18 protein-coding genes are annotated in these 22,616 nt (G+C 71.2%); 9 read left to right on the top strand and 9 right to left on the bottom strand.

The window, feature by feature from the left end; translation table 11 throughout:
* Nucleotides 1-17: 17 nt before the first annotated feature.
* The gene (locus HNR57_RS06930; RefSeq protein WP_184557731.1) at nucleotides 18-965 is read right to left on the bottom strand and encodes a metal ABC transporter substrate-binding protein; all 948 of its coding nucleotides are present in this window, start codon (nucleotides 963-965) and stop codon (nucleotides 18-20) included.
* A 184-nt stretch (nucleotides 966-1,149) separates the two neighbouring features.
* Between HNR57_RS06930 and HNR57_RS06925 the strand changes: the two genes are divergently transcribed.
* Nucleotides 1,150-2,532 carry a glycine--tRNA ligase gene (locus tag HNR57_RS06925; protein WP_184557728.1) on the top strand — a complete coding sequence of 461 codons (1,383 nt, stop codon included), beginning with the start codon at nucleotides 1,150-1,152 and terminating at the stop codon, nucleotides 2,530-2,532.
* Between the two features lie 61 nt (nucleotides 2,533-2,593).
* Here the strand turns inward: HNR57_RS06925 and HNR57_RS06920 are convergent, their stop codons facing one another.
* Entirely contained in the window at nucleotides 2,594-3,697 is a 1,104-nt protein-coding gene (locus HNR57_RS06920) for an endonuclease/exonuclease/phosphatase family protein (protein ID WP_184557725.1), read from the bottom strand.
* Between the two features lie 212 nt (nucleotides 3,698-3,909).
* On the opposite strand from HNR57_RS06920, the gene HNR57_RS06915 reads away from it, so the two are divergent.
* From HNR57_RS06915 to HNR57_RS06900, 4 genes are all read left to right on the top strand, one after another.
* A complete protein-coding gene (locus HNR57_RS06915; RefSeq protein WP_184557722.1) occupies nucleotides 3,910-4,527 on the top strand; it encodes a LysE family translocator in 618 nt (205 codons plus the stop codon).
* Between the two features lie 107 nt (nucleotides 4,528-4,634).
* A complete protein-coding gene (locus HNR57_RS06910; RefSeq protein WP_184557719.1) occupies nucleotides 4,635-5,639 on the top strand; it encodes an aldo/keto reductase in 1,005 nt (334 codons plus the stop codon).
* Between the two features lie 25 nt (nucleotides 5,640-5,664).
* Nucleotides 5,665-6,258, top strand: a complete 594-nt coding sequence (locus HNR57_RS06905) for a TetR/AcrR family transcriptional regulator (RefSeq protein ID WP_184557716.1) — start codon at nucleotides 5,665-5,667, stop codon at nucleotides 6,256-6,258.
* Between the two features lie 92 nt (nucleotides 6,259-6,350).
* Nucleotides 6,351-7,217, top strand: a complete 867-nt coding sequence (locus HNR57_RS06900; protein WP_184557713.1) for a GNAT family N-acetyltransferase — start codon at nucleotides 6,351-6,353, stop codon at nucleotides 7,215-7,217.
* Between the two features lie 16 nt (nucleotides 7,218-7,233).
* Here the strand turns inward: HNR57_RS06900 and HNR57_RS06895 are convergent, their stop codons facing one another.
* On the bottom strand, nucleotides 7,234-7,440 hold the full coding sequence (locus HNR57_RS06895; RefSeq protein WP_184557710.1) for a hypothetical protein: 207 nt from the start codon (nucleotides 7,438-7,440) through the stop codon (nucleotides 7,234-7,236).
* A 194-nt stretch (nucleotides 7,441-7,634) separates the two neighbouring features.
* Here HNR57_RS06895 and HNR57_RS06890 point away from each other — a divergent pair, with 194 nt between their 5' ends.
* Nucleotides 7,635-8,069, top strand: coding sequence for a VOC family protein (locus tag HNR57_RS06890; RefSeq protein ID WP_184557707.1), 435 nt, complete (start codon nucleotides 7,635-7,637; stop codon nucleotides 8,067-8,069).
* Nucleotides 8,070-8,132: 63 nt separating this feature from the next.
* Here the strand turns inward: HNR57_RS06890 and HNR57_RS06885 are convergent, their stop codons facing one another.
* Complete coding sequence (locus tag HNR57_RS06885; protein WP_184557704.1) at nucleotides 8,133-9,578, bottom strand: MFS transporter; 1,446 nt, start codon at nucleotides 9,576-9,578, stop codon at nucleotides 8,133-8,135.
* Nucleotides 9,579-9,656: 78 nt separating this feature from the next.
* Between HNR57_RS06885 and dusB the strand changes: the two genes are divergently transcribed.
* A complete protein-coding gene (gene dusB, locus HNR57_RS06880) occupies nucleotides 9,657-10,790 on the top strand; it encodes a tRNA dihydrouridine synthase DusB (RefSeq protein WP_184557701.1) in 1,134 nt (377 codons plus the stop codon).
* Here dusB and HNR57_RS06875 read toward each other — a convergent pair whose 3' ends face one another.
* From HNR57_RS06875 to HNR57_RS06865, 3 genes are all read right to left on the bottom strand, one after another.
* Nucleotides 10,791-12,620 carry an alkaline phosphatase family protein gene (locus tag HNR57_RS06875; protein WP_184557698.1) on the bottom strand — a complete coding sequence of 610 codons (1,830 nt, stop codon included), beginning with the start codon at nucleotides 12,618-12,620 and terminating at the stop codon, nucleotides 10,791-10,793.
* Nucleotides 12,621-12,774: 154 nt separating this feature from the next.
* The gene (locus HNR57_RS06870; RefSeq protein ID WP_184557695.1) at nucleotides 12,775-14,712 is read right to left on the bottom strand and encodes an amylo-alpha-1,6-glucosidase; all 1,938 of its coding nucleotides are present in this window, start codon (nucleotides 14,710-14,712) and stop codon (nucleotides 12,775-12,777) included.
* Entirely contained in the window at nucleotides 14,712-16,121 is a 1,410-nt protein-coding gene (locus HNR57_RS06865; RefSeq protein ID WP_184557692.1) for an MGH1-like glycoside hydrolase domain-containing protein, read from the bottom strand. The genes HNR57_RS06870 and HNR57_RS06865 overlap by 1 nt, the downstream gene beginning before the upstream one ends.
* A 121-nt stretch (nucleotides 16,122-16,242) precedes the next feature.
* Here HNR57_RS06865 and HNR57_RS06860 point away from each other — a divergent pair, with 121 nt between their 5' ends.
* Nucleotides 16,243-17,445: an ROK family transcriptional regulator gene (locus HNR57_RS06860; RefSeq protein WP_184557689.1), complete on the top strand. Its 1,203-nt coding sequence runs from the start codon at nucleotides 16,243-16,245 to the stop codon at nucleotides 17,443-17,445.
* A gap of 406 nt (nucleotides 17,446-17,851) precedes the next feature.
* Nucleotides 17,852-20,599: a pyruvate, phosphate dikinase gene (gene ppdK / locus HNR57_RS06855; RefSeq protein ID WP_376772189.1), complete on the top strand. Its 2,748-nt coding sequence runs from the start codon at nucleotides 17,852-17,854 to the stop codon at nucleotides 20,597-20,599.
* 125 nt (nucleotides 20,600-20,724) lie between these two features.
* On the opposite strand, the gene HNR57_RS06850 is transcribed toward ppdK, so the two are convergent.
* Together HNR57_RS06850 and HNR57_RS06845 are read right to left on the bottom strand one after the other, a co-directional pair.
* Entirely contained in the window at nucleotides 20,725-21,243 is a 519-nt protein-coding gene (locus HNR57_RS06850) for an NUDIX hydrolase (RefSeq protein WP_184557686.1), read from the bottom strand.
* Between the two features lie 115 nt (nucleotides 21,244-21,358).
* Nucleotides 21,359-22,516, bottom strand: coding sequence for an alkaline phosphatase PhoX (locus HNR57_RS06845; RefSeq protein WP_184557683.1), 1,158 nt, complete (start codon nucleotides 22,514-22,516; stop codon nucleotides 21,359-21,361).
* Between the last annotated feature and the right edge of the window lie 100 nt (nucleotides 22,517-22,616).

The raw sequence follows: 22,616 nt of genomic DNA, 5'->3' as shown, positions 1-22,616 counted from the left end.
GTCCTCCGATGGGTGTGTCACTTGGCTCCCAGGGCCGCCTGAAGGGCCTTGAGGTTGGCTTCCATGACCTGGAAGTAGTCGTCGCCGCGGGACTTGCCGGTGATGCCCTCCAGCGGATCGAGGACGTCCGTCTTCAGGTTCGCGTCCCGGGCGAGGGTCTTCGCGGTCTTGTCGGATACCAGTGTCTCGTAGAAGACGGTGGTGACGCCGTCGGCCTTGGCCTCCTGCTGGAGCTCCCGGACCCGGGCGCCGCTGGGCTCGCTCTCGGGGTCGATGCCGGAGATGGCCTCCTGGGTGAGGCCGTAGCGCTCGGCGAGGTAGCCGAAGGCGGCGTGGTTGGTGAAGAAGACCTTGGACTTGCTGTTCTTCAGGCCGTTCTCGAAGTCGCTGTCCAGGCCCTTCAGCTTCGTGACCAGGGCCGCGGTGTTCTTCTTGTAGTCGGCGGCGTGGTCCGGGTCGGCCTTCTCGAAGGCCTTGCCGACACCCTGGGCGATCTCGGCGTACCTCACCGGGTCGAGCCAGACGTGCGGGTCGCGGCCGTGCTCCTCCTCCTCGGCGTGGCCCTCCTCACCCTCGTGGGCGTGGCCGCCGGTACCGTGGTCCTCCAGGTGGGTCAGCGTGGCCGCGTCGATCTTGGTCTTGATGCCCGTCTGGCCGACGGCCTCGTCGACCGCGGGCTGGAGACCCTTGAGGTAGAGGGCCGCGTCGGCCTCTTCGAGCTGCGCCCGTTGCTTGGTGCTGATCTCCAGGTCGTGCGGCTCCTGGCCGGGCTCGGTCAGGCTGGTGACGTTCGCGTGGTCGCCGCCGATCTGCTCGGCGAGGAACGCCATCGGGTAGAACGACGCGACGACGTCGAACTTGTCCGTGTTGCCCGAGGCCGCGCTGTCGCTGGAGCAGGCGGTCAGGGCGCCGAGGCCGAGAGCGGAGGCCAGGGCGGCGGGTATGAGGCGTCGTCGTACGTTCATGACACTCATTTTCAGCAAATATGGAAACCGTTGTCAATAAACGGTCCCCACCAGCGGCATCCGGAGGGGCCGGCGGCGGCCGAAGGGGGAGCGATTTGATTGAGGGGGCGCCCCCGCCGGTAACCTGAAGCATTCGCTGGAAGCAACTCGCTTCGTCGCCCGTCGTCGTAATGAAGAGAGCACCGTGGCCGCCGACAAGATCGACACCATCGTCAGCCTGAGCAAGCGCCGTGGCTTCGTATTCCCCTGTAGTGAGATCTACGGCGGTCAGCGCGCCGCTTGGGACTACGGCCCCCTGGGTGTCGAGCTCAAGGAGAACCTCAAGCGCCAGTGGTGGCGCTACATGGTGACGTCGCGCGAGGACGTCGTGGGCATCGACTCGTCCGTGATCCTGGCCCCCGAGGTCTGGGTCGCCTCCGGCCACGTCGCCACCTTCACGGACCCGCTGACCGAGTGCACCTCCTGCCACAAGCGGTTCCGCGCGGACCACCTGGAGGAGGCCTACGAGGAGAAGAAGGGCCGCGCCCCGGAGAACGGCCTGGCGGACGTCAACTGCCCCAACTGCGGCAACAAGGGCCAGTTCACCGAGCCCAAGCAGTTCTCGGGCCTGCTGTCCACCCACCTCGGCCCCACGCAGGACTCCGGCTCCGTCGCCTACCTGCGCCCCGAGACCGCCCAGGGCATCTTCACCAACTTCTCGCAGGTGCAGACCACCTCGCGCCGCAAGCCGCCGTTCGGCATCGCCCAGATGGGCAAGTCCTTCCGCAACGAGATCACGCCCGGCAACTTCATCTTCCGCACCCGCGAGTTCGAGCAGATGGAGATGGAGTTCTTCGTCAAGCCGGGCGAGGACGAGAAGTGGCAGGAGTACTGGATGGAGCAGCGCTGGAACTGGTACACCGGCCTGGGCCTGCGCGAGGAGAACATGCGGTGGTACGAGCACCCGAAGGAGAAGCTCTCCCACTACTCCAAGCGCACCGCCGACATCGAGTACCGCTTCCAGTTCGGCGGCAGTGAGTGGGGCGAGCTCGAAGGCGTCGCCAACCGCACCGACTACGACCTCGGCGCCCACTCCAAGGCCTCCGGCCAGGACCTCACCTACTTCGACCAGGAAGCCGGCGAGCGCTGGACGCCGTACGTCATCGAGCCCGCGGCCGGTGTCGGCCGCGCGATGCTGGCGTTCCTCCTGGACGCCTACATCGAGGACGAGGCGCCCAACGCCAAGGGCAAGATGGAGAAGCGCACGGTGCTGCGCCTCGACCCGCGCCTCGCCCCGGTGAAGGTCGCGGTCCTGCCGCTGTCCCGCAACCCGGAGCTGTCCCCGAAGGCCAAGGGCCTCGCCCAGGCGCTCCGCCAGAACTGGAACATCGAGTTCGACGACGCCGGCGCCATCGGCCGCCGCTACCGCCGCCAGGACGAGATCGGCACGCCGTTCTGCGTGACGGTCGACTTCGACACCCTGGAGGACAACGCGGTCACCGTCCGCGAGCGTGACTCGATGAAGCAGGAGCGCGTCTCCCTCGACCAGATCGAGGGCTACCTGGCGGCCCGCCTGATCGGCTGCTGATCGCCTCTGGCAGCGTCGTGGTGCCGGGTTCCTCCTCGGAGGGGCCCGGCACCACCGCGTTTCACAGGTCCAGGTCGACGTAGACCGCCGCGTGGTCCGAGGCGCGGTTCCACTTCGAGGTGACGGTGTCGAAGGACTTGACGGCGGACGGCGCCCAGACGCCCCGGCGTTCCACGTCCACGTGCTGCACCTGCTCCCACAGCGGCGGCGGCAGCATCACGTAGTCGAGCTTCTGGCTCTCGTCGTTGCCCGTGCCGTGGGTGCCCGGGGCGCCCCGGTAGGACGGGTGGCTCATCACGTCCCGCAGCCCCGTGTCCGTCAGGGCCCGGATCGCCTCGCTGGACGGCTCGTCGTTGAGGTCTCCGGCGACCACGACGTACGGCGAACGCTCCAGGGCGGTCTGGTAGATCGACGCCACCCGCCGCGCCTGGGCGATGCGCAGCTCCGGGTCGTCGCCGCTCTGGCTCTTGAGGTGATTGCCGAGCAGCCACAGCGGCGTGCTGCCGATCTGGATCTCGTACTCGGGGCAGTCCCGGCTGAAGAGGTACGCGCCCGGGCGGTCCGGGTCGGGGTCGAACACGTGCGACCGCATGGACGTGACCGGGTGGCGGCTGAGGATCCCCACGTCGATGCCGCGCGGGTCGTTGCCGTCGATCACCAGGTCGTACGGGTACGGCGTCTTCTTCAGATCGGCACCCAGCACCTGTTGGTTGAAGCGGCGCAGGGTCGTGCGGTCCTCCACCTCCACCGTGAGCAGGATGTCGGCGTCGACCTCGGCGACCACCCGGCCGGTGTTGTGGACGACCTCCCAGTCGAGGTCGTCACGGACGAGGTCCACCCAGCCCGTCCACCCCTGGCGGCCCTTGGCGACGATCTCGAAGCTGACGTGCTCGCCGCCGCCCTTCGTCTTGAACAACGTGCCCTGGCCGCGCGTCTCGTTGACGAAGAAGGGCCGGTCCGTGCGCGAGTCGTGCACCCGGTACTTCTTGAGGAGCGCGGCGATGCGGGTCTTGGTGTCGTCGTCGTAGGTCTCCCGCTCCAGGAGGGAGACCAGCTCGGCGTAGTCACCGAGGATCTCGCGGCGCTGCTTGTCGCCCGGGAGGCGGAAGACCTTGGGGCGGCGGAAGAGGTTCTCCGTGTTGAAGGTGGCGATACGGATCGTCATGGCGTGCTCCCTCGGGCGGCGCAGGAGTTCCGCGCGACCGGTGGGCGGGCGCCGCCGGGGAGACCGCTCACCGGCACTTCCATTGTCCGAGCGGGTGTGAAAGGTGTCGACCGGTGGGGGCGCTGAGGTCTCTGGGGCGCGGCGGATTGGTCCTGTAGCGGCGGGGCCGATTGGTCCTGTTGCCGGGGCGGGGACCGCGCCAGGGTGACGGCATGAGCATCGCGTTCCTGCTGACCACCCTCGTCGTCGTCGCCACGCCGGGCACCGGCGTCGTCTACACCCTCGCTGCCGCGCTCTCCCGGGGGCGGCGCGCGAGCGTCGTCGCGGCCGTCGGCTGCACGCTCGGGATCGTGCCGCACCTGCTGGCCACGGTCACCGGCGTGGCCGCGCTGCTGCACGCGAGCGCGACCGCGTTCCAGGTGCTGAAGTACGCGGGCGTCGCCTACCTGCTGTACATGGCGTGGGCGACGGTGCGGGACAAGGAGGCTCTCGTGGTGGAGGAGGGGGAGGCGGCCCGGGAGATGCCGGCGCGGCGGGTGATCGTGCGCGGGGTGCTGATCAACATCCTGAACCCGAAGCTGACGATCTTCTTCTTCGCGTTCCTGCCGCAGTTCGTCGGCCCCGGGGAGCCGCACGCGGTGCTGCGGATGGCGGGGCTCGGCGGGGTCTTCATGCTGGCGACCTTCGTCGTGTTCGCCGCGTACGGGGTGCTGGCCGCGTCGGTGCGCCGGCATGTCGTGGACCGGCCGCGGGTGACGGCCTGGCTGCGGCGGGGCTTCGCGGGGTCCTTCGTGGCGCTGGGGGCGAAGCTGGCGCTCACGGCGCGGTAGCCGCGGACGGCGGGCGGGACCGAGACGCAGCCGAGTGCCGAAAGGGGCTGACAAGTATCGACTGACAGATATTGAAATCTGTCATCCGTCATGGCAAGGTGGAGGGCATGACGATGCGAACCCGCCCCCTCGGAACCACCGGCCCCCAGGTCTCCGCCCTCGGTCTCGGCTGCATGGGCATGTCCGCCCTGTACGGCGGGGCCGACCGGGCCGAGTCCATCGCGACCCTCCACGCGGCGCTCGAAGCGGGCGTCACCCTGCTCGACACCGGCGATTTCTACGGCATGGGCCACAACGAGATGCTGATCGGCGAGGCCCTGCGCGCCGCTCCCGCCGCCCGGCGCGAACAGGCCCTGATCAGCGTGAAGTTCGGCGCCCTGCGCAGCCCGGAGGGCAACTGGCTCGGCTACGACGGCCGGCCCGCCGCCGTCAAGAACTTCGCCGCCCACTCCCTCCAGCGCCTCGGTGTCGACCACATCGACGTCTACCGCCTCGCCCGCCTCGACCCGGACGTGCCGATCGAGGAGACGGTCGGCGCGATAGCGGAACTCGTCGAGAAGGGCTACGTCCGGCACATCGGCCTCAGCGAGGTCGGTGCCGAGACGATCCGCCGGGCGGCGGCGACGGCACCCGTCTCCGACCTCCAGATCGAGTACTCCCTCATCTCCCGCGGCATCGAGGAGGAGATCCTGCCGACCACCCGCGAGCTGGGCATCGGCATCACGGCGTACGGCGTGCTCTCCCGGGGCCTGATCTCCGGCCACTTCACCGCCGACCGGCAGCTGAGCCCGGGCGACTTCCGGGCGATGTCGCCGCGCTTCCAGGGCGACAACCTCCGGCACAACCTCGGCCTCGTCGAAGCGCTGCGGAAGATCGCCGAGCAGAAGGGCGTCAGCGTCGCCCAGATCGCCATCGCCTGGGTGCTCTCCCGCGGTGAGGACATCGTGCCCTTGGTCGGCGCCCGCCGCCGAGACCGGCTCACGGAGGCGCTGGGCGCGCTGGAGGTGACGCTGGAGCCGTCCGACCTGGCCGCGATAGAGGAGGCCGTACCGGCCGGTGCCGCCGCCGGTGACCGCTACCCGGCAGCCCAGATGGCGCACCTCGAAAGCTGAACCGGGCGTTGGGTACGGTCAGGGCATGGCACCGACCAGCGAGACTCTGACCGCCGAGCGCATCCTCGAAGCCACCGAGGAGGTGCTGCGCCGCCACGGACCGGCCAAGGCCACCGTGGTGGACGTCGCCCGGGCGCTCGGCGTCAGCCACGGCAGTGTCTACCGCCACTTCCGCACGAAGGCGGCGCTGCGCGAGGCGGTCACCAAGCGCTGGCTGGACCGCACGTCCGGCCAGCTGTCCGGGATCGCCGAGGCGGACCGCGTCCCGGAGGCCAGGCTGCGGGACTGGCTCGCCGCGCTCTTCGCCGCGAAACGCCGCAAGGCGGGCGAGGACCCGGAGCTGTTCGCCACGTACATGGTCCTCACCGGCGAGGCCGGTACGGCGGTGGGCGAGCACGTCACCGACCTGGAGTCCCAGCTGACGCGCATCATCCAGGCCGGCGTCGAGACCGGCGACTTCGCCGCCACCGACGCGGAGGCAGCGGCCAGGGCGGTCTTCCAGGCCACGGGCCGCTTCCACGACCCCTGCTATGCGAGGGAGTGGGAGGAGCCGGGGACCGAAGCCGACTTCGCGGCGGTCGTCGACCTGCTGGTGCAGGGACTGCGGCGAACACCGTAGGGGTGTAACGCAAGTACCGGGTGCGTCCCGGCCGGGACGGGCACAGGATGGGAAGCGAGGGGTGGGTCGCCGCGCGGGGGCGCGAAGAAGGGATGGCGATCGTGACTCTCACACTGCGCCCGGGCACTGCGGACGATGCCGCAGAGTGCGGAAGGATCTGCTACGAGGCCTTCTCCGGCATCGCCGAGGAGCATGCGTTCCCACCCGACATCCCCAGCCCCGAAGTGGGTGTCGCGCTGATCGAGGGAGCCCTGACGCACCCGGGCTTCTACGGTGTCGTCGCCGAGCTCGACGGGCGGATCGTCGGCAGCAACTTCCTCGACGAACGCTCGGCCGTCGTCGGGGTCGGGCCCGTCACCGTCGACCCCGCCACGCAGAACTCGGGAGTGGGCCGCCGCCTGATGCGGGACGTGATGGACCGGGCCGCCGAGCGCGGGGCGCCGGGCATCCGGCTGTTGCAGACCGGCTACCACAACAGGTCGTTCTCGCTGTACGTCGGCCTGGGCTTCGTCCACCGGGCCACGATGGCCTGCGTACAGGGCCCGCCGATCCGGCGTGCGATGCCCGGATACCCGGTGCGGGAGGCCACGGACGCGGACCTCGGCCCCTGCAACGACGTGTGCCGGCAGGTCCACGGCGTCGACCGTGGCGGGGAGGTCGCCGACGCGCTCAAACAGGGCACCGCCCTGGTCGTCGAACGCGAGGGACGCGTCACCGGGTACGCCACCGACCTGGCCTTCTTCGCACACGCCGTGGGCGAGACCACCCCGGACCTCCAGGCCCTCATCGCGGCGGCCCCGCAGTTCGGCGGCCCGGGCATCCTCGTCCCCACGGAAGACAGCGCGCTGCTCAAGTGGTGCCTGTCCAACGGCCTCAAGGTCGTGCAGCTGATGAGCCTGATGACCATCGGCCTGTACAACCGGCCCGACGGCGCGTACCTGCCCTCGATCCTCTACTAGCAGGGTTCGGGCCGGCTCACGCCGCCGTCGGGTCCACCGTCGCCTGGTGGGCCTCCGCCAAGTGCTCCTCCGCCTTCAGCCAGGGCAGGAACTGGGCACGTCTGCGCCAGCCGCAGGTGCCGCATCTGATCGTGCGCTGCACGCCCGTCCGGTGCACGCGCACCACATGCTCCCGGCCGTGCTGGTCCCAGCGGCTGACCTTGCTCGTGTCGATCTGCGTCATGGCGCCCCTCCCGTGTCGAGAAATCCGGCGTTCCGGTCTGCTCGCAGCAAGGAGTGTGCAGCAAGACCAACATCAACGGGGTTTCCCCGGGGACGAGTTCTCAGACGCCGACGGGCCCGATGCGCGCGGGGCCGCACGCCAATGTGCCGATATATGCCGGGAGATGAGCGGCAGAGCCCGGCTAGGGTGTGCCGATGTCATCGATCAGGCAGGTCCAGGTCACGTTCGACTGCGCGGAACCCGAGCGGGTGGCCCGCTTCTGGTGCGAGGTGCTGGGGTACGTCGTACCGCCGCCGCCGGAGGGGTTCGCCACGTGGGGCGACTACGAGCGCACCCTGCCGCCCGAGCGCCAGGGCGCGGGGTTCGTCTGCGGTGATCCCTCGGGCGTGGGCCCGCGGCTGTACTTCCAGCGCGTCCCCGAAGGCAAGGTCGTCAAGAACCGGGTGCATCTCGACGTGCGCGTCGGCACCGGGCTCGTGGGCGAGGAACGCCTCGCCGCGCTCGAAGCCGAGTGCGCACGCCTGGTCGCGCTCGGCGCCACCCGCGTGCGCGTGCTGCTCGCCGACGAGTACGACGAGTCGTGCATCGTGATGCAGGACATCGAGGGCAACGAGTTCTGTCTCGACTGAGCGGATCCCAGTCGCAGACACGGCCGACACCGGCGGCCGCCGGGCCCGGGGGCCGTTCCGGGCTCAGCCGCTCGTCCCGACGGTCTGCCGCACCTCCGCCGGCTCCAGCCGCTCCGCGGCCCGCTCGGCGGTGCCCCGGGCCCACCGCCCGCTCGTCACCGCCCCCAGCGCCAGCACCGCGAAGCCGCACACCGCGAGGATCCACCAGCCGGGCCGCGCCGCGGACACGAACGCCTCGCGGTAGGAAGACGCCCCGACGCCCGAGGCGAGCACCGCACCCACCACCGCGACACCCAGCGTCTGGCCCAGCTGCCGGCTCGTGGAGGCCACCGCGGCGGCCACACCCGCCTGGGCGCGCGGCATGCCGGACACCGCCGTGTTGGTGATGGGCGCGTTGACGAACCCGAAGCCGATGCCGAACAGGACGTAGCCGGCGAAGAGCGTCACGTTCGAGGTCTCCGCCTCGAACGCGGCGAACAGGACCCCGCTCGTCGTCATCGCGAAGCCCGCGATCAGCAGGGGCAGGCGGGGGCCCCGCGTGCCCACCAGGCGGCCCGACAGCGGCGCGCACAGAAACGTCGGGACCGCCATGGGCAGCATCCACAGACCCGCCTCCAGGGCGCTCAGGCCGCGAACGTTCTGCAGGTACAGCGTCGACAGGAACAGGAAGCCGCCGAGCGCGGCGAACGCGCTGATCGCGATGACCGTCGCTCCGCTGAACGGCGCCGAACGGAAGAAGCGCAGATCGATCAGCGGCTCCTTGCGGCGCGGTTCGTAGACGAGCAGTGCCGCCAAGGCGGCCAGGGCGACGACGGCCAGCGGCGCGACGGACCGCAGCGGAGTGCTCGGCGCCTCGATGATCGCGTACGTCAGGGAGCCGAACAGCACGATCACCAGCACCTGGCCCACCGGGTCGGGGTGCCGGGCGCGCGGCGCCCGGGACTCGGGGACGAAGCGCAGGGTGAGCAGCAGGGCCGCAAGCCCCACCGGCAGGTTGATCCAGAAGATGGAGCGCCAGCCGACGGAGTCGACCAGCAGACCCCCGACCAGCGGGCCGGCGGCCATGGAGATGCCGACGACCGCGCCCCAGGCGCCGATCGCCCGGGCCCGCTCGCGCGGGTCCGTGAACGTGTTGGTGATGATCGACATGGCGACGGGGTTCAGCATCGAGCCGCCCACCGCCTGGACCATCCGGAACGCGACCAGCGCCTCCAGGTTCGGCGCGAGGGAGCACAGCACCGAGCCGACGGTGAAGACGACCAGGCCCGCCATGAAGACCCGCTTGCGGCCGATCCGGTCGGCCGTGGAGCCCGCGAGCATCAACAGCGAGGCCAGGACGAGCGTGTACGCGTCGATGGTCCACTGCAGCCCCGACGTACTGGCGTGCAGGTCCTGCTGCATGGACGGCAGGGCCACGTTCAGGACCGTGTTGTCGAGGCTCACGATCAGCAGGCTCATGCAGCAGATCGCGAGCACCAGCATGCGGCGGCGGTGACTGAGCTCGGGCATGCGGACCATCGTACGCCGAAGTCGATAGTGTGGCTAACTAATGAATTTTGCCGTTTCATTGCACGGCACAATGGAGGCATGTCCACGCCCCTGGAGATCGGCCCGCACACCGTCCAGCCGCCCGTCGTCCTGGCCCCCATGGCCGGGATCACCAACGCGCCCTTCCGCACCCTGTGCAGGGAGTTCAGCGGCGGCAAGGGCCTGTTCGTCAGCGAGATGATCACCACCAGGGCGCTGGTCGAGCGCAACGAGAAGACCATGCAGCTCATTCACTTCGACGCGACTGAGCGGCCCCGCTCCATCCAGCTGTACGGCGTGGACCCCGCGACCGTCGGCAAGGCCGTCCGCATGATCGCGGAGGAGGACCTCGCCGACCACATCGACCTGAACTTCGGCTGCCCGGTGCCGAAGGTCACCCGCAAGGGCGGCGGCTCCGCGCTGCCGTACAAGCGGAACCTGCTGCGGGCCATCCTGCGCGAGGCCGTCAGCGGCGCCGGCGATCTGCCCGTGACGATGAAGATGCGCAAGGGCATCGACGACGACCACATCACCTTCCTCGACGCGGGCCGCATCGCCGTCGAGGAGGGCGTCACCGCCATCGCCCTGCACGGCCGCACCGCCGCCCAGCACTACGGCGGCACCGCCGACTGGGAGGCCATCGCCCGGCTGAAGGAGCACGTGCCGGAGATCCCGGTGCTCGGCAACGGCGACATCTGGTCGGCCGAGGACGCGCTGCGGATGGTGCGCGAGACCGGCTGCGACGGTGTCGTCGTGGGCCGCGGCTGCCTCGGGCGGCCGTGGCTGTTCGCCGACCTGGTGGCGGCCTTCGAGGGCCGCACCGAGGACATCGCCCGCCCCGCCCTGCGCGAGGTCGCCGACGTCATGGTCCGGCACGCCACCCTGCTCGGCGAGTGGATCGGCGACGAGGCCCGGGGCGTCATCGACTTCCGCAAGCACGTCGCCTGGTACCTGAAGGGCTTCGCGGTCGGCTCCGAGATGCGCAAGCGCCTCGCGATCACCTCGTCCCTGGAGGCGCTGCGCTCCGGCCTGGACGAGCTGGACCTCGACCAGCCCTGGCCCGTCGGCGCCGACGGACCCCGGGGCCGTACGTCCGGCAACAACCGGGTGGTGCTGCCGGACGGCTGGCTGAAGGACCCCTACGACTGCGCCGGGGTCGGCGAGGACGCCGAGCTGGACACCTCGGGCGGCTGATCAGCCCTTGGAGGGGTGCGGCGTGGAGCCGAACGCCTTCAGGAATCGGTCGCGGAAGGCGTCCATCTTCCACACGGGCGCGTCCCGGCCGGGCTTGAGCCCCTCCGTCCAGTTCCAGCCGGCGACCTTGTCCAGGACCTTCGGGTCCTTCGCGACGATCGACACCGGCACGTCCCGGCTGGCGCCGTTCCCGCTGACCCGGGCGATGGGCTGGTGGTCGCCGAGGAAGACCAGGACGGTGTCGTCGGTGCCGTAGCGCTGGAGCCACTGGGTGAGGCTGGTGAGCGAGTACTGGATGGACCTGCCGTACTCCTCGCGGGACTTGGTGGTGTCGGTGAGGACGTCCGAGGCCTTGTTCCCGGCCTTCTGGATCGCGTCGAAGACCGAGCCGTCACCGAGTTCGTCCCAGCCGACCATCTTCGGGATGGGCGCCCAGGGCTGGTGGCTGGAGGTCAGGATGACGAACGACATCAGCGGCTTGTCGCGCTTCTTGCCGTGCACCCGGCGCTGGAACGCCTCCAGCGCGTACTGGTCGGGCATGGTCGACCAGCTGAACTTCGGTCCCCGGTAGCCCAGGTCACGGGAGTCGTAGAGCTTGTCGAGGCCGTACCACTTCTCCTCCGGCCAGCCCTTCTGCACGCCCGGCATGACGCCGACCGTGTCCCAGGCGCCGGTCTTCTGGAACGCCTTGGTGAGGGTGAGGTGGTCGCCCGCGCTGACCGTGCGGTAGCGGCGCTGGTTGTCGATCCACAGGCCGGACATGGTCGTGGAGTGGCCGAGCCAGCTGCTGCCCCCGTACGTCGCCGAGGTCAGCCAGCCGCTGCGGGCGGCGAAGCCGGCCTTCTCCAGGGCCTCGGTGCTCGTGTCGAGGGTCCGGCCGACGCCGGGTGCCATGATCGGGTCCTCGACGGCGCTGCGGCCGTAGCTCTCGATGAACGTGAAGATCACGTCCTTGCCCCGCAGGTCCGGGAGCAGCTGGCCGGGCGGGGTGTTGCCGAACGTGTCCGCCTTCGACTGCTTCACGAACTCCGCCTCGTCCCGCAGCGACTCCACCGTCCGCTGCGCGTGCACCCGGAGGGCCCCGGCCCCGCGCTCGGAGGCGATCGGCCCGCCGAACAGGGTCAGGCCCAGCGCGGAGCAGGTGACCCAGACGGTGCCGGCGATCAAGGCGCCCTTGGTCGCCCGGACCCGGTGGCGGGCCAGCACGGTCGCGAGCCGGATCGTCGCCGCGACCATGACGGCCGCCACGAGCAGCACGAGCACCACCGCCCCGACGGCGGCGGCGGTCGCGACGCCCCCGCCCAGCGTGTCCTCTACGTACGCCTGCGCGTCGGGCAGCAGATCCCAGTCGAGCGCGGCGTTGAAGCCCCGGCCCAGGTACTCGTTGAACCCCATGTCGAGCAGGTTCACCGTCGTCAGGGCGGTCAGGCCGAGCCCGTACAGCACCGCCGCCACCAGCCGGGGCCGGCGCGGCAGTGCCAGCACGACGACGGCCCCGATGACCGCCTCGGCCGGGATCCGCGCGAAGCTGACCGCCTTCAGGGCGGGGAGGGTGTTGGGCAGCAGCAGCGCGCCGAGGACCAGGACGGCGGCGAGGGTGGTGGTGGCCAGGCGGAGCGCGCGGGCGGTTCGGGGGTGCCGGGTGCGCCAGGTGCGCAGGCGCGTGAGGCGGTGCCCGAGGGGGGTACGTGAGGTCTCCGGGGCCGGACCGGACGCGGCCGTCGCCTCTCTCTCGTCCTCCTCCCTCTCCCCACCCGCCGGCTCCTCCTCGGCCTCGGGCACGCCGTCACCCGGCTGCGACGACCCGCTGAAGCGTGTGAAGACAGGCACCCGGAGGTCCTTCCCGTTCAAAGCCCGGTGAGGTGGCGGACCCGCGTGGGGGTGCGGGTCCGCCACCGTTCCGTACGGGGCGTTCCTCAGGTGTGTTCAGCCCGCCGGGCCAGCGCTCGGCAAACACCCGGCAAACGGCGGCCCAACAGGGCCCTCAGACCACGCCGACCGCCGTGAGCAGCGCCAACGGGGCCGACGCCGAACGGGATTCACGCACGCAGGCGTGCGGGTACGGCACCGGCTCCGGGTGGGTGTCACGGCCGTAGCCCGCGAGGACCTCGGGGAGCCGGTGGCCGGTCGCGCTCGCCGCGTCGACCAGACCGCGGGCGATCGCGCGGGCCTCGTCGTGCAGCCCGTAGCGGGCCAGGCCCAGTGCGATCAGCGCGTTGTCGTGCGGCCAGACCGAGCCGCGGTGGTAGGAGAGCGGGTGGTACGCCGGCTGCCCGGCCGCGAGGGTGCGCACGCCCCAGCCGGAGAAGAAGTCCGGTTCGAGGAGCCGCCGGCCGACCTGTTCGCCGTACTCCTTGTCCAGCAGCCCCGACCACAACAGGTGCCCGGCGTCGGAGGCCAGCGCGTCGACTTGGTTGCCGCGGCCGTCGAGCGCGAGCGCCGGGAAGGAGTGCTCCGGCATCCAGAAGTCCTGCTGGAAACGGTCGCGCAGGTCGCCGGCCGCCTGTTCCAGCAGGTGCGCGTAGGTCGTGTCCTGCCACACCGTGCGGGCCAGGCCCGCCGTGCGGCGCAGGGCGTCGTAGGCGTAGCCCTGGGCGCCCGCCGCCGTCACCGGCCCGTGCGGGCGGGTGCCCTCGGCGGAGCAGATGGCGCCGGGGGAGTCCTTCCAGTTCTGGTTGGCGAGGCCGCCCTGGTCGGCGCGGTAGACGAGGTAGCCGCGGGAGGTCAGGCCGCCGTGGTCGAGCATCCAGCCGACGGCGGCGCGGGCGTGGGGTTCGAGGCGGCGGGCCGGGCCGGTGTCGCCGGTGTGCTCGGTGTACGCGCCGAGCAGCACGAGGAACAGCGGGGTGGCGTCGACCGAGCCGTAGTAGCGGCCGTAGGGGACCTGGCCGAAGTGGGCCAGTTCGCCGTGCCGCACCTCGTGCACGATCTTGCCGGGCTGGGCGATCCCGTCGGTGCTGGTCCCGGTGGCCTGGGTGGCGGCGAGCGCGGGCAGGGTGGCGGCGGCCAGCGCCGGCCGGTAGGGCAGGGTGAACAGCGAGGTCAGCAGGGCGTCCCGGCCCAGCAGCGTCAGGAACCAGGGGGCGCCGGCGGCCGGGACGCGCAGTTCCTCGCCGTCCGGGCCGGTCGCCGGGACCTGCAGGGCGGCCAGGTCGGCCAGGCCCCGGGTGCAGGCCGCGGCCAGCTCGGGCCAGCCGGCGGGGAAGTCGACGCCCCGGACGAACTCGCCCTCGCGGGCGCGCAGTCGCTGCCGGACGGCGGCGGGGGAGCGGGGCACGCGCAGGGCGCGCCGGTCGCCGTGCGGGCGGGCCATGACCCGCAGGGTCAGCTCGGCGGTGCCGTGCGGTTCGAGGTCCAGGGCCCATGTGAGGCGCCGGGCGCCGGTGCCGGTCTCCTCCACGGCGTCGGGCTTGAGGTCGGCCGTCACGGTCGTGACGGAACACCATTCGCCGCGCCGGTAGGCGAACTCCACGCCGTGCTCGAGCGCGTGGCGGGAGCGAACGGCGCCGGCCTTGGTGTAGGTGCGGTGGTCGGAGCGCAGCTCGAACTGATCGGTGAAGTCGGCGTCCGCGGTGACCGCGAGGTGGACCGTCGTGGGCACCGGGCGGTTGCTGGTGACGCGCAGCGACTCCACGAACGAGGAGTCCCCGACGGCCTGTTCGCGGAAGAGCGTGTACGCGGGCGGCTCGTTGCGGCCGCCGCGCGGGACGAGCACACAGCGCGCGGTGTCCCCGTCGGCCACCGGCGTCAGCGTGTCGGGCACCGCCCCGTCGACGGTGAGCTGCCACCGGCTCAGATGCCGGGCGTCCCGTACGAACATGCCGTCCGGGGCGCTGCCGCCCCGGTAGCCGCTGATGTCGCCGCGGTCGCCGACGGCGGCGAACGTCCGGCCGTGCACGAGCAGATGATGCCGGTCCGTCATCACCGGTCCCCTTCCATGATCGCCGTGAGGCCGTTCCCGCCCCGAGCGGGCCGGTCGTGCAGCAGGTCGAGCGTGAGCGCGGCACTCCAGCCGAAGCCGGTGACACCGCAGGCCTGTGCCGTGTACGGGTCCACGTACTCCGCGAAGCCGGAGGCGCCGGCGGTGTGCAGCATGCCCTTGCGCAGGGCGTCGGCCCGGCCGCGCTCGCCGTGCAGCCGCAGCCCGCGCTCCAGCAGCCAGCTGGTGTTGAACCAGGCCGGGCCGCGCCAGTAGCGGTGCGGGTCGAAGGCGTCACCGAGCAGGTCATAGCTCGGGACCAGGCGGGTCGTGCCGCCGAGGCCGAAGTGCGGGCCGCAGAGCGTGCGGACCAGCACGGCCGCAAGGTCGCCCGGCAGGCCCGGCAGCAGCAGGGGGACGAGCCCGGAGACACCACGCTCGGGGATCAGCTCCCCGGCGCGCACGTCACGGCACAGGAACATCCCCGCCGCCGGGTCCCACAGCCGCTCCACCAGGGCCGCCGTCAGCCGCTCCGCACGGGTCTCCCGCGCCGGGTTCCGCGCGCCCAGTTCGTGGGCGATCCGCGCCAGGGCGTACTCGGAGGAGACGAGCAGGGCGTTGAACGCCGGGTCCTCCACGGCGAAGTCGCCCGGGCCGTCGGCGTATCCGCGGTCCCGGTAGTCGGCGGCCAGCCGCACGTACCGCCCGTAGTCCAGATCGGTCGGCCGGTCCTCGGGGGCGCCGTGGTCGAGGTCGGCGCGGCGGAAGGAGCGGGCCGGGGCCGGAGCGACCCGGGACAACGGGCGGTCCCAGCAGGGGCTGTTGTCCATACCCTGTTCCCAGGGGTGCACGACGGACACCAGCCCGCCCCCGCCGAGGTCGCGCCGGTGCAGGAGGTAGTCGTGCCAGGCGGCCAGCCGGGGGTAGGACCGGGCCAGGAAGCCGCGCGCCCTGGACAGGCCCGGGTCGGCGAGGTGCACCAGCCACGCGGCCAGCGCGTGGACCGGTGGCTGCACGATCCCGGAGGTCTGTACGGTGCGCGGGGCGCCCGCCGCGCGCCCGGCGGTCGACGAGCGCCAGAAGTCGGGGCTCGGGAAGTAGGCGTCGAGGGGGACGGAGGGGTTGAAGACGATGTGCGGGATCCGCCCGTCCGCCCACTGGGCCGCCAGCAGCGTCTCCAGTTCCGTCTGGGCCCGTAACGGCGAGAGGTGCCGCAGGCCGATCGCGATGAACGCCGAGTCCCACGACCACTGGTGCGGATACAGGCCGCGCGAGGGCACGGTGGACGTGCCCGTCCAGTTGCCCTCCAGCACTTGGGCGGCCCTGACCTGCAGGGAAGGTGGCTCGGCGGCCGGATCGTATGCGATCTCGCGCCCCGCGGGGCGCGTGGTGAGCTGGGCGATGCGATCCACTCGGGGCTCTCCCAAAGACGTACTCCTGACCGGGATCGGCAGGGGCTACCGTAGGGTTACGTCTATTTAACACGCAAAACCCAATATGTAATGCAAGGTTGGGAAACACAAGGGGGTGCGCATGACGGGACGCGTTCAGGCGAGCGCCGGCGATCTGCTCGAACTGGTGCGCAGTCGCCGCGCCGTGACACGGGGTGCGCTGCAGCAGGCGACCGGACTGTCCCGGGCGACCGTCGGGCAGCGCCTGGACCGGCTCTTTCGCGCGGGCTGGCTGCGCGAGGGCGCCGGGGGGCCGGTGGACTCCCCGCTCGGCGGGCGGCCCTCCATCACCCTGGAGTTCGACGACGAGCACGCGGTGGTCCTGGCCGCCGACCTCGACACCCGGCACGCCCGGGCGGCCGTGCTGTCGCTGAGCGGCGAGATCCTCACCGAGCACTCCGGCACCCTGGTCGTCGAGGACGGGCCGGACGCCGTACTCGGTGAACTCGGCCGCTGGTTCGCCGAGTTGCTGGTCAAGACCGGACGCGGGGCCGATGCGGTCTGCGGAGCCGGACTCGCGGTGCCCGGCCCGGTCGACTCCGAGACCGGCCGGGTCGTCCAGCCGCCGATCATGCCCGGCTGGGACGGCTACGACATAAGGGGCCGGCTGGCCCGGGCGCTCACCGAGCACACGGGCGCCACCGGGGTGCCCGTACTGGTGGACAACGACGCCAACCTCATGGCGTACGGCGAACAGCGCGCCGGGTACCCCGACTGCTCCGCCTTCGTGCTGGTCAAGGTCTCCACCGGCATCGGCGCCGGGGTCGTGGTGGACGGCTCGGTGTTCCGGGGCGTGGACGGCGGCGCGGGCGACATCGGGCACATCCGGGTGCCGGAGGGAGCCGAGACGCTGTGCCGGTGCGGTTCGTACGGCTGTCTGGCCGCCGTCGCGAGCGGCGGCGCGGTGGCGCGGCGGCTGGCGGAGACGGGGGTGCCCGCGGCGTCCGGCTCGGACGTGCGGGACCTGCTGGCGTCCGGGCACCCCGAGGCGGTCGGACTCGCCCGCGAGGCCGGGCGCCGGGTCGGGGAGGTCCTCGCGACCGTCGTGACCCTGCTCAACCCGGGCGTCCTGATGATCGCCGGGGATCTGGCCGGAACTCCCTTCCTGACGGGCGTGCGCGAACTGCTGTACCAGCGGGCCCTGCCCCGCTCCACCGCCCGCCTGGACGTGGTGACCGCACGGCTGGGTGAGCGGGCGGCGCTGGTCGGAGCCGGTGCGATGGTCGTGGAGCATCTCTACGCGCCCGAGCGGGTCGAGGAGCGGCTGCGCGCACTCGGGGTGTGACGACCGCGTTCCGGTCCCGTGACGCGTCCGCATGGTGAAATCCCGGCGGCTGTGGCAGCGTGATTCTCGCCACCCCTGATAAGGGTTGCGCTCAGATGAGCGGATCTTGAGCGACTGCACTTCTCCAAAGGGTGGCACTGAGTGCCACCCTTTGATCGTTCATCGGGCGAAATCAAGTGTGCGGAAACTCCGCTCACATGAGCGCTTAGAGGGGGTCAGGAAGGCTCTTGCGTTCAAGAAGTGAAAACATGCGGCTGCGATCGCTTGCCCAGCCTTGACTTTCGATCCGCTGGCGGACGAGTGGTTACAGGCGCATGACGCACAAGTGGACGTACCCAGACGCCTTTGATCTGGGTATGTTCCTGCCCGTCAGGGCAGCCACCGCGTCCTCGAGGAGTCGAGACCCGTGTCGGAAAACAAAGATCTCCCGGTAGCCGAGCAGGCCGCGAGCGTTGAGGGCGTGAAGTTCGTCTACGACTTCACCGAGGGCAACAAGGACCTCAAGGACCTCCTCGGTGGCAAGGGCGCCAACCTCGCCGAGATGACGAATCTCGGTCTTCCGGTCCCGCCCGGCTTCACGATCACCACCGAGGCCTGCAAGACCTACCTCGACAGCGGCGAGGAGCCGGCGGCACTGCGTGACGAGGTGAGTGCGCACCTCGACGCGCTGGAGGCCCGCATGGGCAAGAAGCTCGGGCAGGCCGACGACCCGCTGCTGGTGTCGGTGCGCTCGGGCGCCAAGTTCTCCATGCCCGGCATGATGGACACCGTCCTCAACATCGGGCTCTCCGACAAGTCCGTGCAGGGCCTGGCCAAGCAGGCCGGCGACGACCGGTTCGCCTGGGACTCCTACCGCCGCCTCATCCAGATGTTCGGCAAGACCGTCCTCGGCGTCGACGGCGAGCTCTTCGAGGACGCGCTGGAGGCGGCGAAGGCGGCCAAGAAGGTCACGGTCGACACCGAGCTGGAGGCCGCCGACCTCAAGAAGCTCGTCACCAAGTTCAAGAAGATCGTCAAGACCGAGGCCGGCCGGGACTTCCCGCAGGACCCGCGCGAGCAGATGGACCTCGCCATCAAGGCCGTCTTCGACTCCTGGAACGGCGACCGGGCCAAGCTCTACCGCCGCCAGGAGCGCATCCCGCACGACCTGGGCACGGCCGTCAACGTCTGCTCCATGGTCTTCGGCAACCTCGGCCCGGACTCCGGCACCGGCGTCGCCTTCACCCGCGACCCCGCCTCCGGCCACCAGGGCGTCTACGGCGACTACCTCCAGAACGCACAGGGCGAGGACGTCGTCGCGGGCATCCGCAACACCGTGCCGCTCGCCGATCTGGAGCAGATCGACAAGAAGTCGTACGACCAGCTGATGCAGATCATGGAGACGCTGGAGAACCACTACAGGGACCTCTGCGACATCGAGTTCACCATCGAGCGCGGTGTGCTGTGGATGCTCCAGACCCGCGTCGGCAAGCGCACCGCGGGCGCGGCCTTCCGGATCGCGACCCAGCTGGTGGACCAGGGCCTGATCGACGAGGCCGAGGCGCTCACCCGCGTCAACGGCGCCCAGCTCGCGCAGCTGATGTTCCCGCGCTTCGACGAGGACGCGAAGGTCTCGCAGGTCGGCCGGGGCATCGCCGCCTCCCCCGGCGCGGCCGTCGGCAAGGCCGTCTTCGACTCCTACACGGCCGTCAAGTGGTCCCGTTCCGGCGAGAAGGTCATCCTGATCCGCCGTGAGACCAACCCCGACGACCTGGACGGCATGATCGCCGCCGAGGGCATCCTCACCTCCCGCGGCGGCAAGACCTCCCACGCGGCCGTGGTCGCGCGCGGCATGGGCAAGACCTGTGTCTGCGGCGCCGAGGAGCTGGAGGTCGACACCAAGCGCCGCCGGATGACCGTGCCGGGCGGGCACGTCGTCGAGGAGGGCGACGTCGTCTCCATCGACGGCTCCTCCGGCAAGGTCTACCTCGGTGAGGTGCCGGTCGTCCCGTCCCCGGTCGTGGAGTACTTCGAGGGCCGGATGCACCCGGGCGCGGACGACGCCGACGAGCTGGTCGAGGCCGTCCACCGCATGATGGCCTTCGCCGACCGCAAGCGGCGCCTGCGGGTGCGCGCCAACGCCGACAACGCCGAGGACGCGCTGCGCGCCCGCCGCTTCGGCGCCCAGGGCATCGGCCTGTGCCGGACCGAGCACATGTTCCTCGGCGACCGGCGCGAGCTGGTGGAGCGGCTGATCCTGGCCGACACGGACGCCGAGCGCGAGGAGTCACTCAAGCAGCTGCTGCCGCTCCAGAAGCAGGACTTCGTCCAGCTCTTCGAGTCGATGGACGGCCTGCCCGTCACCATCCGCCTCCTGGACCCGCCGCTGCACGAGTTCCTCCCGGACATCACCGAGCTGTCCGTCCGCGTGGCCCTCGCCGAGTCCCGTCAGGAGCCGCACGAGAACGAGCTGCGCCTGCTCCAGGCCGTGCACCGGCTGCACGAGCAGAACCCGATGCTGGGTCTGCGCGGTGTGCGTCTCGGACTGGTCATCCCCGGCCTGTTCACCATGCAGGTCCGGGCCATCGCCGAGGCCGCGGCCGAGCGCAAGGCCGCCAAGGGCGACCCGCGCGCCGAGATCATGATCCCGCTCGTCGGCACGGTCCAGGAGCTGGAGATCGTGCGCGAGGAGGCCGACACGGTCATCGCCGAGGTCGAGGCGGCCTCCGGCGCGCAGCTGAAGCTGTCCATCGGCACGATGATCGAGCTGCCGCGCGCCGCCCTGACCGCCGGTCAGATCGCCGAGGCGGCCCAGTTCTTCTCCTTCGGCACGAACGACCTCACCCAGACGGTGTGGGGCTTCAGCCGGGACGACGTGGAGGCCTCGTTCTTCACGGCGTACCTGGAGAAGGGCATCTTCGGTGTCTCCCCGTTCGAGACGATCGACAAGGACGGCGTCGGCTCCCTGGTGAAGCTCGCCGCCAAGGCCGGCCGCGAGACCCGCCCGGACCTCAAGCTCGGCGTCTGCGGCGAGCACGGCGGTGACCCGGAGTCGGTCCACTTCTTCCACGAGGTCGGACTCGACTACGTCTCCTGCTCCCCGTTCCGCATCCCGGTGGCCCGCCTGGAAGCGGGCCGGGCGGCGGTCCAGTCCCAGGGCAGCGACCACCGCTAGCCGGGGCCCACAGAACCCGGAGCCGTCGGCGGTCCCCGACCCTCACCGATCGCGGCGGCTCCGGAGCACGGAGAAGGAGCGGGGCGGCACCTTGTGCGGAGGTGCCGCCCCTTCGACGTCCCCGCTTACCCGGGGAGCCCTTCCCGCAGGCACACGACGGTGCCGGTCCTGGCCGCCGTCAGCAGGGCGGTGAGGGTGGGCAACCCGGTCGCCAGCGGGACCGACTCCAGTTCGGCGAGGGTGAAGAGGCCGTGGTCGTCGTGCTCCGAGCTGCGCCGGACGGGCTGCCCGGCCGGGATCCGGCCGCCGTGGAAGTAGAAGTCGATCACCGGCCCGGTGCCGAGCACATCGGCCCGGTGGTCGTACCCGACGAACCGCAGGTCCTCTTCCGGGACGATGCCGGTCTCCTCGTGCAGCTCCCGGCGCGCGGCACCGGCGGGGTCCTCGCCGTGGTCGAGCATGCCGCCCGGCAGCCCCCAGAGGCCCGCCGCGGGCAGGCCCCCGGCGTAGCGCAGCAGCAGGATCCGGTCCTCGGCGTCGAGCAGCAGCACGCAGGACGCGACGACGGTCTGCGGCAGGGTCTTGACCCATTCGGCGCGGGGCAGCACACCCGGCGCGTTCGGGACGGGCGCGGTCGTGTCCACGGTGGTGTTCCTTCCGTCGGCCGGGCAGCCCGCTGCGAACTGCCCAACCGGTGGAACGGCCGGGCCCGCCGATGGTCACCGGCGGGCCCGGCTCAGGTGCCGCATGCGCCCCGTGTTACGAGCGGAACGGGCCCGTCACCTCGTACGTGATGCCGCCCGAGGAACTGCCGCTGGTGCCGCGCTGGCTGGAGAAGTAGAGGCGGGTGCCGTCGGGGGAGAAGGCCGGGCCCGTGATCTCCGAGCTCGACTGGCCGTCGACGCGCAGGAACGAGGCGACGATGTCGTCCGGGGTGATCACGCAGATCTCCATGTTGCCGCCGTCCTCGGCGACGAAGAGGTCGCCGGAGGAGGCGCCGGTGATGTTGTCGACGCCGGTGAGGGGGGCCGTGCCGTTGACGAGGGAGTCGTCGTAGGCGAGTTCGTAGGTGTTGTTCAGGAGGTTGAGCTGCCACACGCGGTTGTCGCCCTTGGTGGTGAACCAGACCGTGTCGTTCGCGTAGTGGCAGCCCTCGCCGCCGTTGAAGGACTTGGAGCCGGAGACCTGGGAGCGGGTGGCGGTGGGGGAGCCGTCCGGGTCGGGGATGTCGGCCCAGGTGAAGGAGCCGCTCGTGGCGCTGCCCGCGACCATCACCTGGAGTTTGCCGGACGACAGGTTGCCCCACGTGGTCGGAACGAAGCGGTAGAAGCGGCCGTTGGTCTCGTCCTCGGTCAGGTAGATCACCTTGCGCACCGGGTCGGCGGCCGCCGCCTCGTGCTTGAAGCGGCCCATCGCCGCACGCTGCGCGGCCGCGTTGGTGCCCCACGGGTCGGTCTCGTAGACGTAGCCGAGGGACACCTCCTCGCAGGACAGCCAGGTGTTCCACGGCGTCTTGCCGCCCGCGCAGTTCTGGCGGGTGTTGGAGAGGATCCGGTACGCGCCGGTGATCGCGCCCGTCGAGGAGAACTTCACCGCGCTCGCGCCGCCCGAGGGGTTGATCTCGGAGTTGGAGACATAGATCCAGCCCGTGCCGTCGGCGTAACAGGCGCCGCCGTCCGGGGCGTTGTGCCAGGTGTACGACGTGCTGCCGACCCGCTGGCCGGACCGGGCGATCACCCGGCTGGTGAAGCCGCTGGGGAGTCGGATGCCGTTGGCGTCCGGGGAGCCCAGCGGCCCGTAGGGGCCGGCGCCGGGCTGGGCCGGTGCCGCGTACGCGGCACCGCGCCACAGGGTTCCGCCCAGCGCGGCGGACGTACCGCCGAGGACGGCCGCACGCAGGAGGCTACGACGTTCCACTCTCACTCCAAGAGGTGCCGTACCGCCCCGCCGCCGGTCGACGGCAGGGTTGTGCGTGGGGGGAGGCGAAAGGGACGCTAAGGGAACAGGGTTGACGAGG

It is taken from the genome of Streptomyces paradoxus (assembly GCF_014202475.1).
Lineage (GTDB): Bacteria > Actinomycetota > Actinomycetes > Streptomycetales > Streptomycetaceae > Streptomyces > Streptomyces paradoxus.
The sequence above is the reverse complement of the archived record's forward strand: the minus strand, read 5'-3'. Positions and strand labels throughout refer to the sequence as shown.

Coding starts and splice junctions, on each gene's coding strand:
- HNR57_RS06915 (WP_184557722.1), top strand. CDS start 3,910: ATGAGCATCGCGTTCCTGCTGACCACCCTCGTCGTCGTCGCCACGCCG.
- HNR57_RS06870 (WP_184557695.1), bottom strand. CDS start 14,712: ATGACGGACCGGCATCATCTGCTCGTGCACGGCCGGACGTTCGCCGCC.
- HNR57_RS06860 (WP_184557689.1), top strand. CDS start 16,243: ATGACGGGACGCGTTCAGGCGAGCGCCGGCGATCTGCTCGAACTGGTG.
- HNR57_RS06920 (WP_184557725.1), bottom strand. CDS start 3,697: ATGACGATCCGTATCGCCACCTTCAACACGGAGAACCTCTTCCGCCGC.
- HNR57_RS06885 (WP_184557704.1), bottom strand. CDS start 9,578: ATGCCCGAGCTCAGTCACCGCCGCCGCATGCTGGTGCTCGCGATCTGC.
- HNR57_RS06910 (WP_184557719.1), top strand. CDS start 4,635: ATGACGATGCGAACCCGCCCCCTCGGAACCACCGGCCCCCAGGTCTCC.
- HNR57_RS06930 (WP_184557731.1), bottom strand. CDS start 965: ATGAACGTACGACGACGCCTCATACCCGCCGCCCTGGCCTCCGCTCTC.
- dusB (WP_184557701.1), top strand. CDS start 9,657: ATGTCCACGCCCCTGGAGATCGGCCCGCACACCGTCCAGCCGCCCGTC.
- HNR57_RS06900 (WP_184557713.1), top strand. CDS start 6,351: ATGGCGATCGTGACTCTCACACTGCGCCCGGGCACTGCGGACGATGCC.
- HNR57_RS06895 (WP_184557710.1), bottom strand. CDS start 7,440: ATGACGCAGATCGACACGAGCAAGGTCAGCCGCTGGGACCAGCACGGC.
- HNR57_RS06905 (WP_184557716.1), top strand. CDS start 5,665: ATGGCACCGACCAGCGAGACTCTGACCGCCGAGCGCATCCTCGAAGCC.
- HNR57_RS06890 (WP_184557707.1), top strand. CDS start 7,635: ATGTCATCGATCAGGCAGGTCCAGGTCACGTTCGACTGCGCGGAACCC.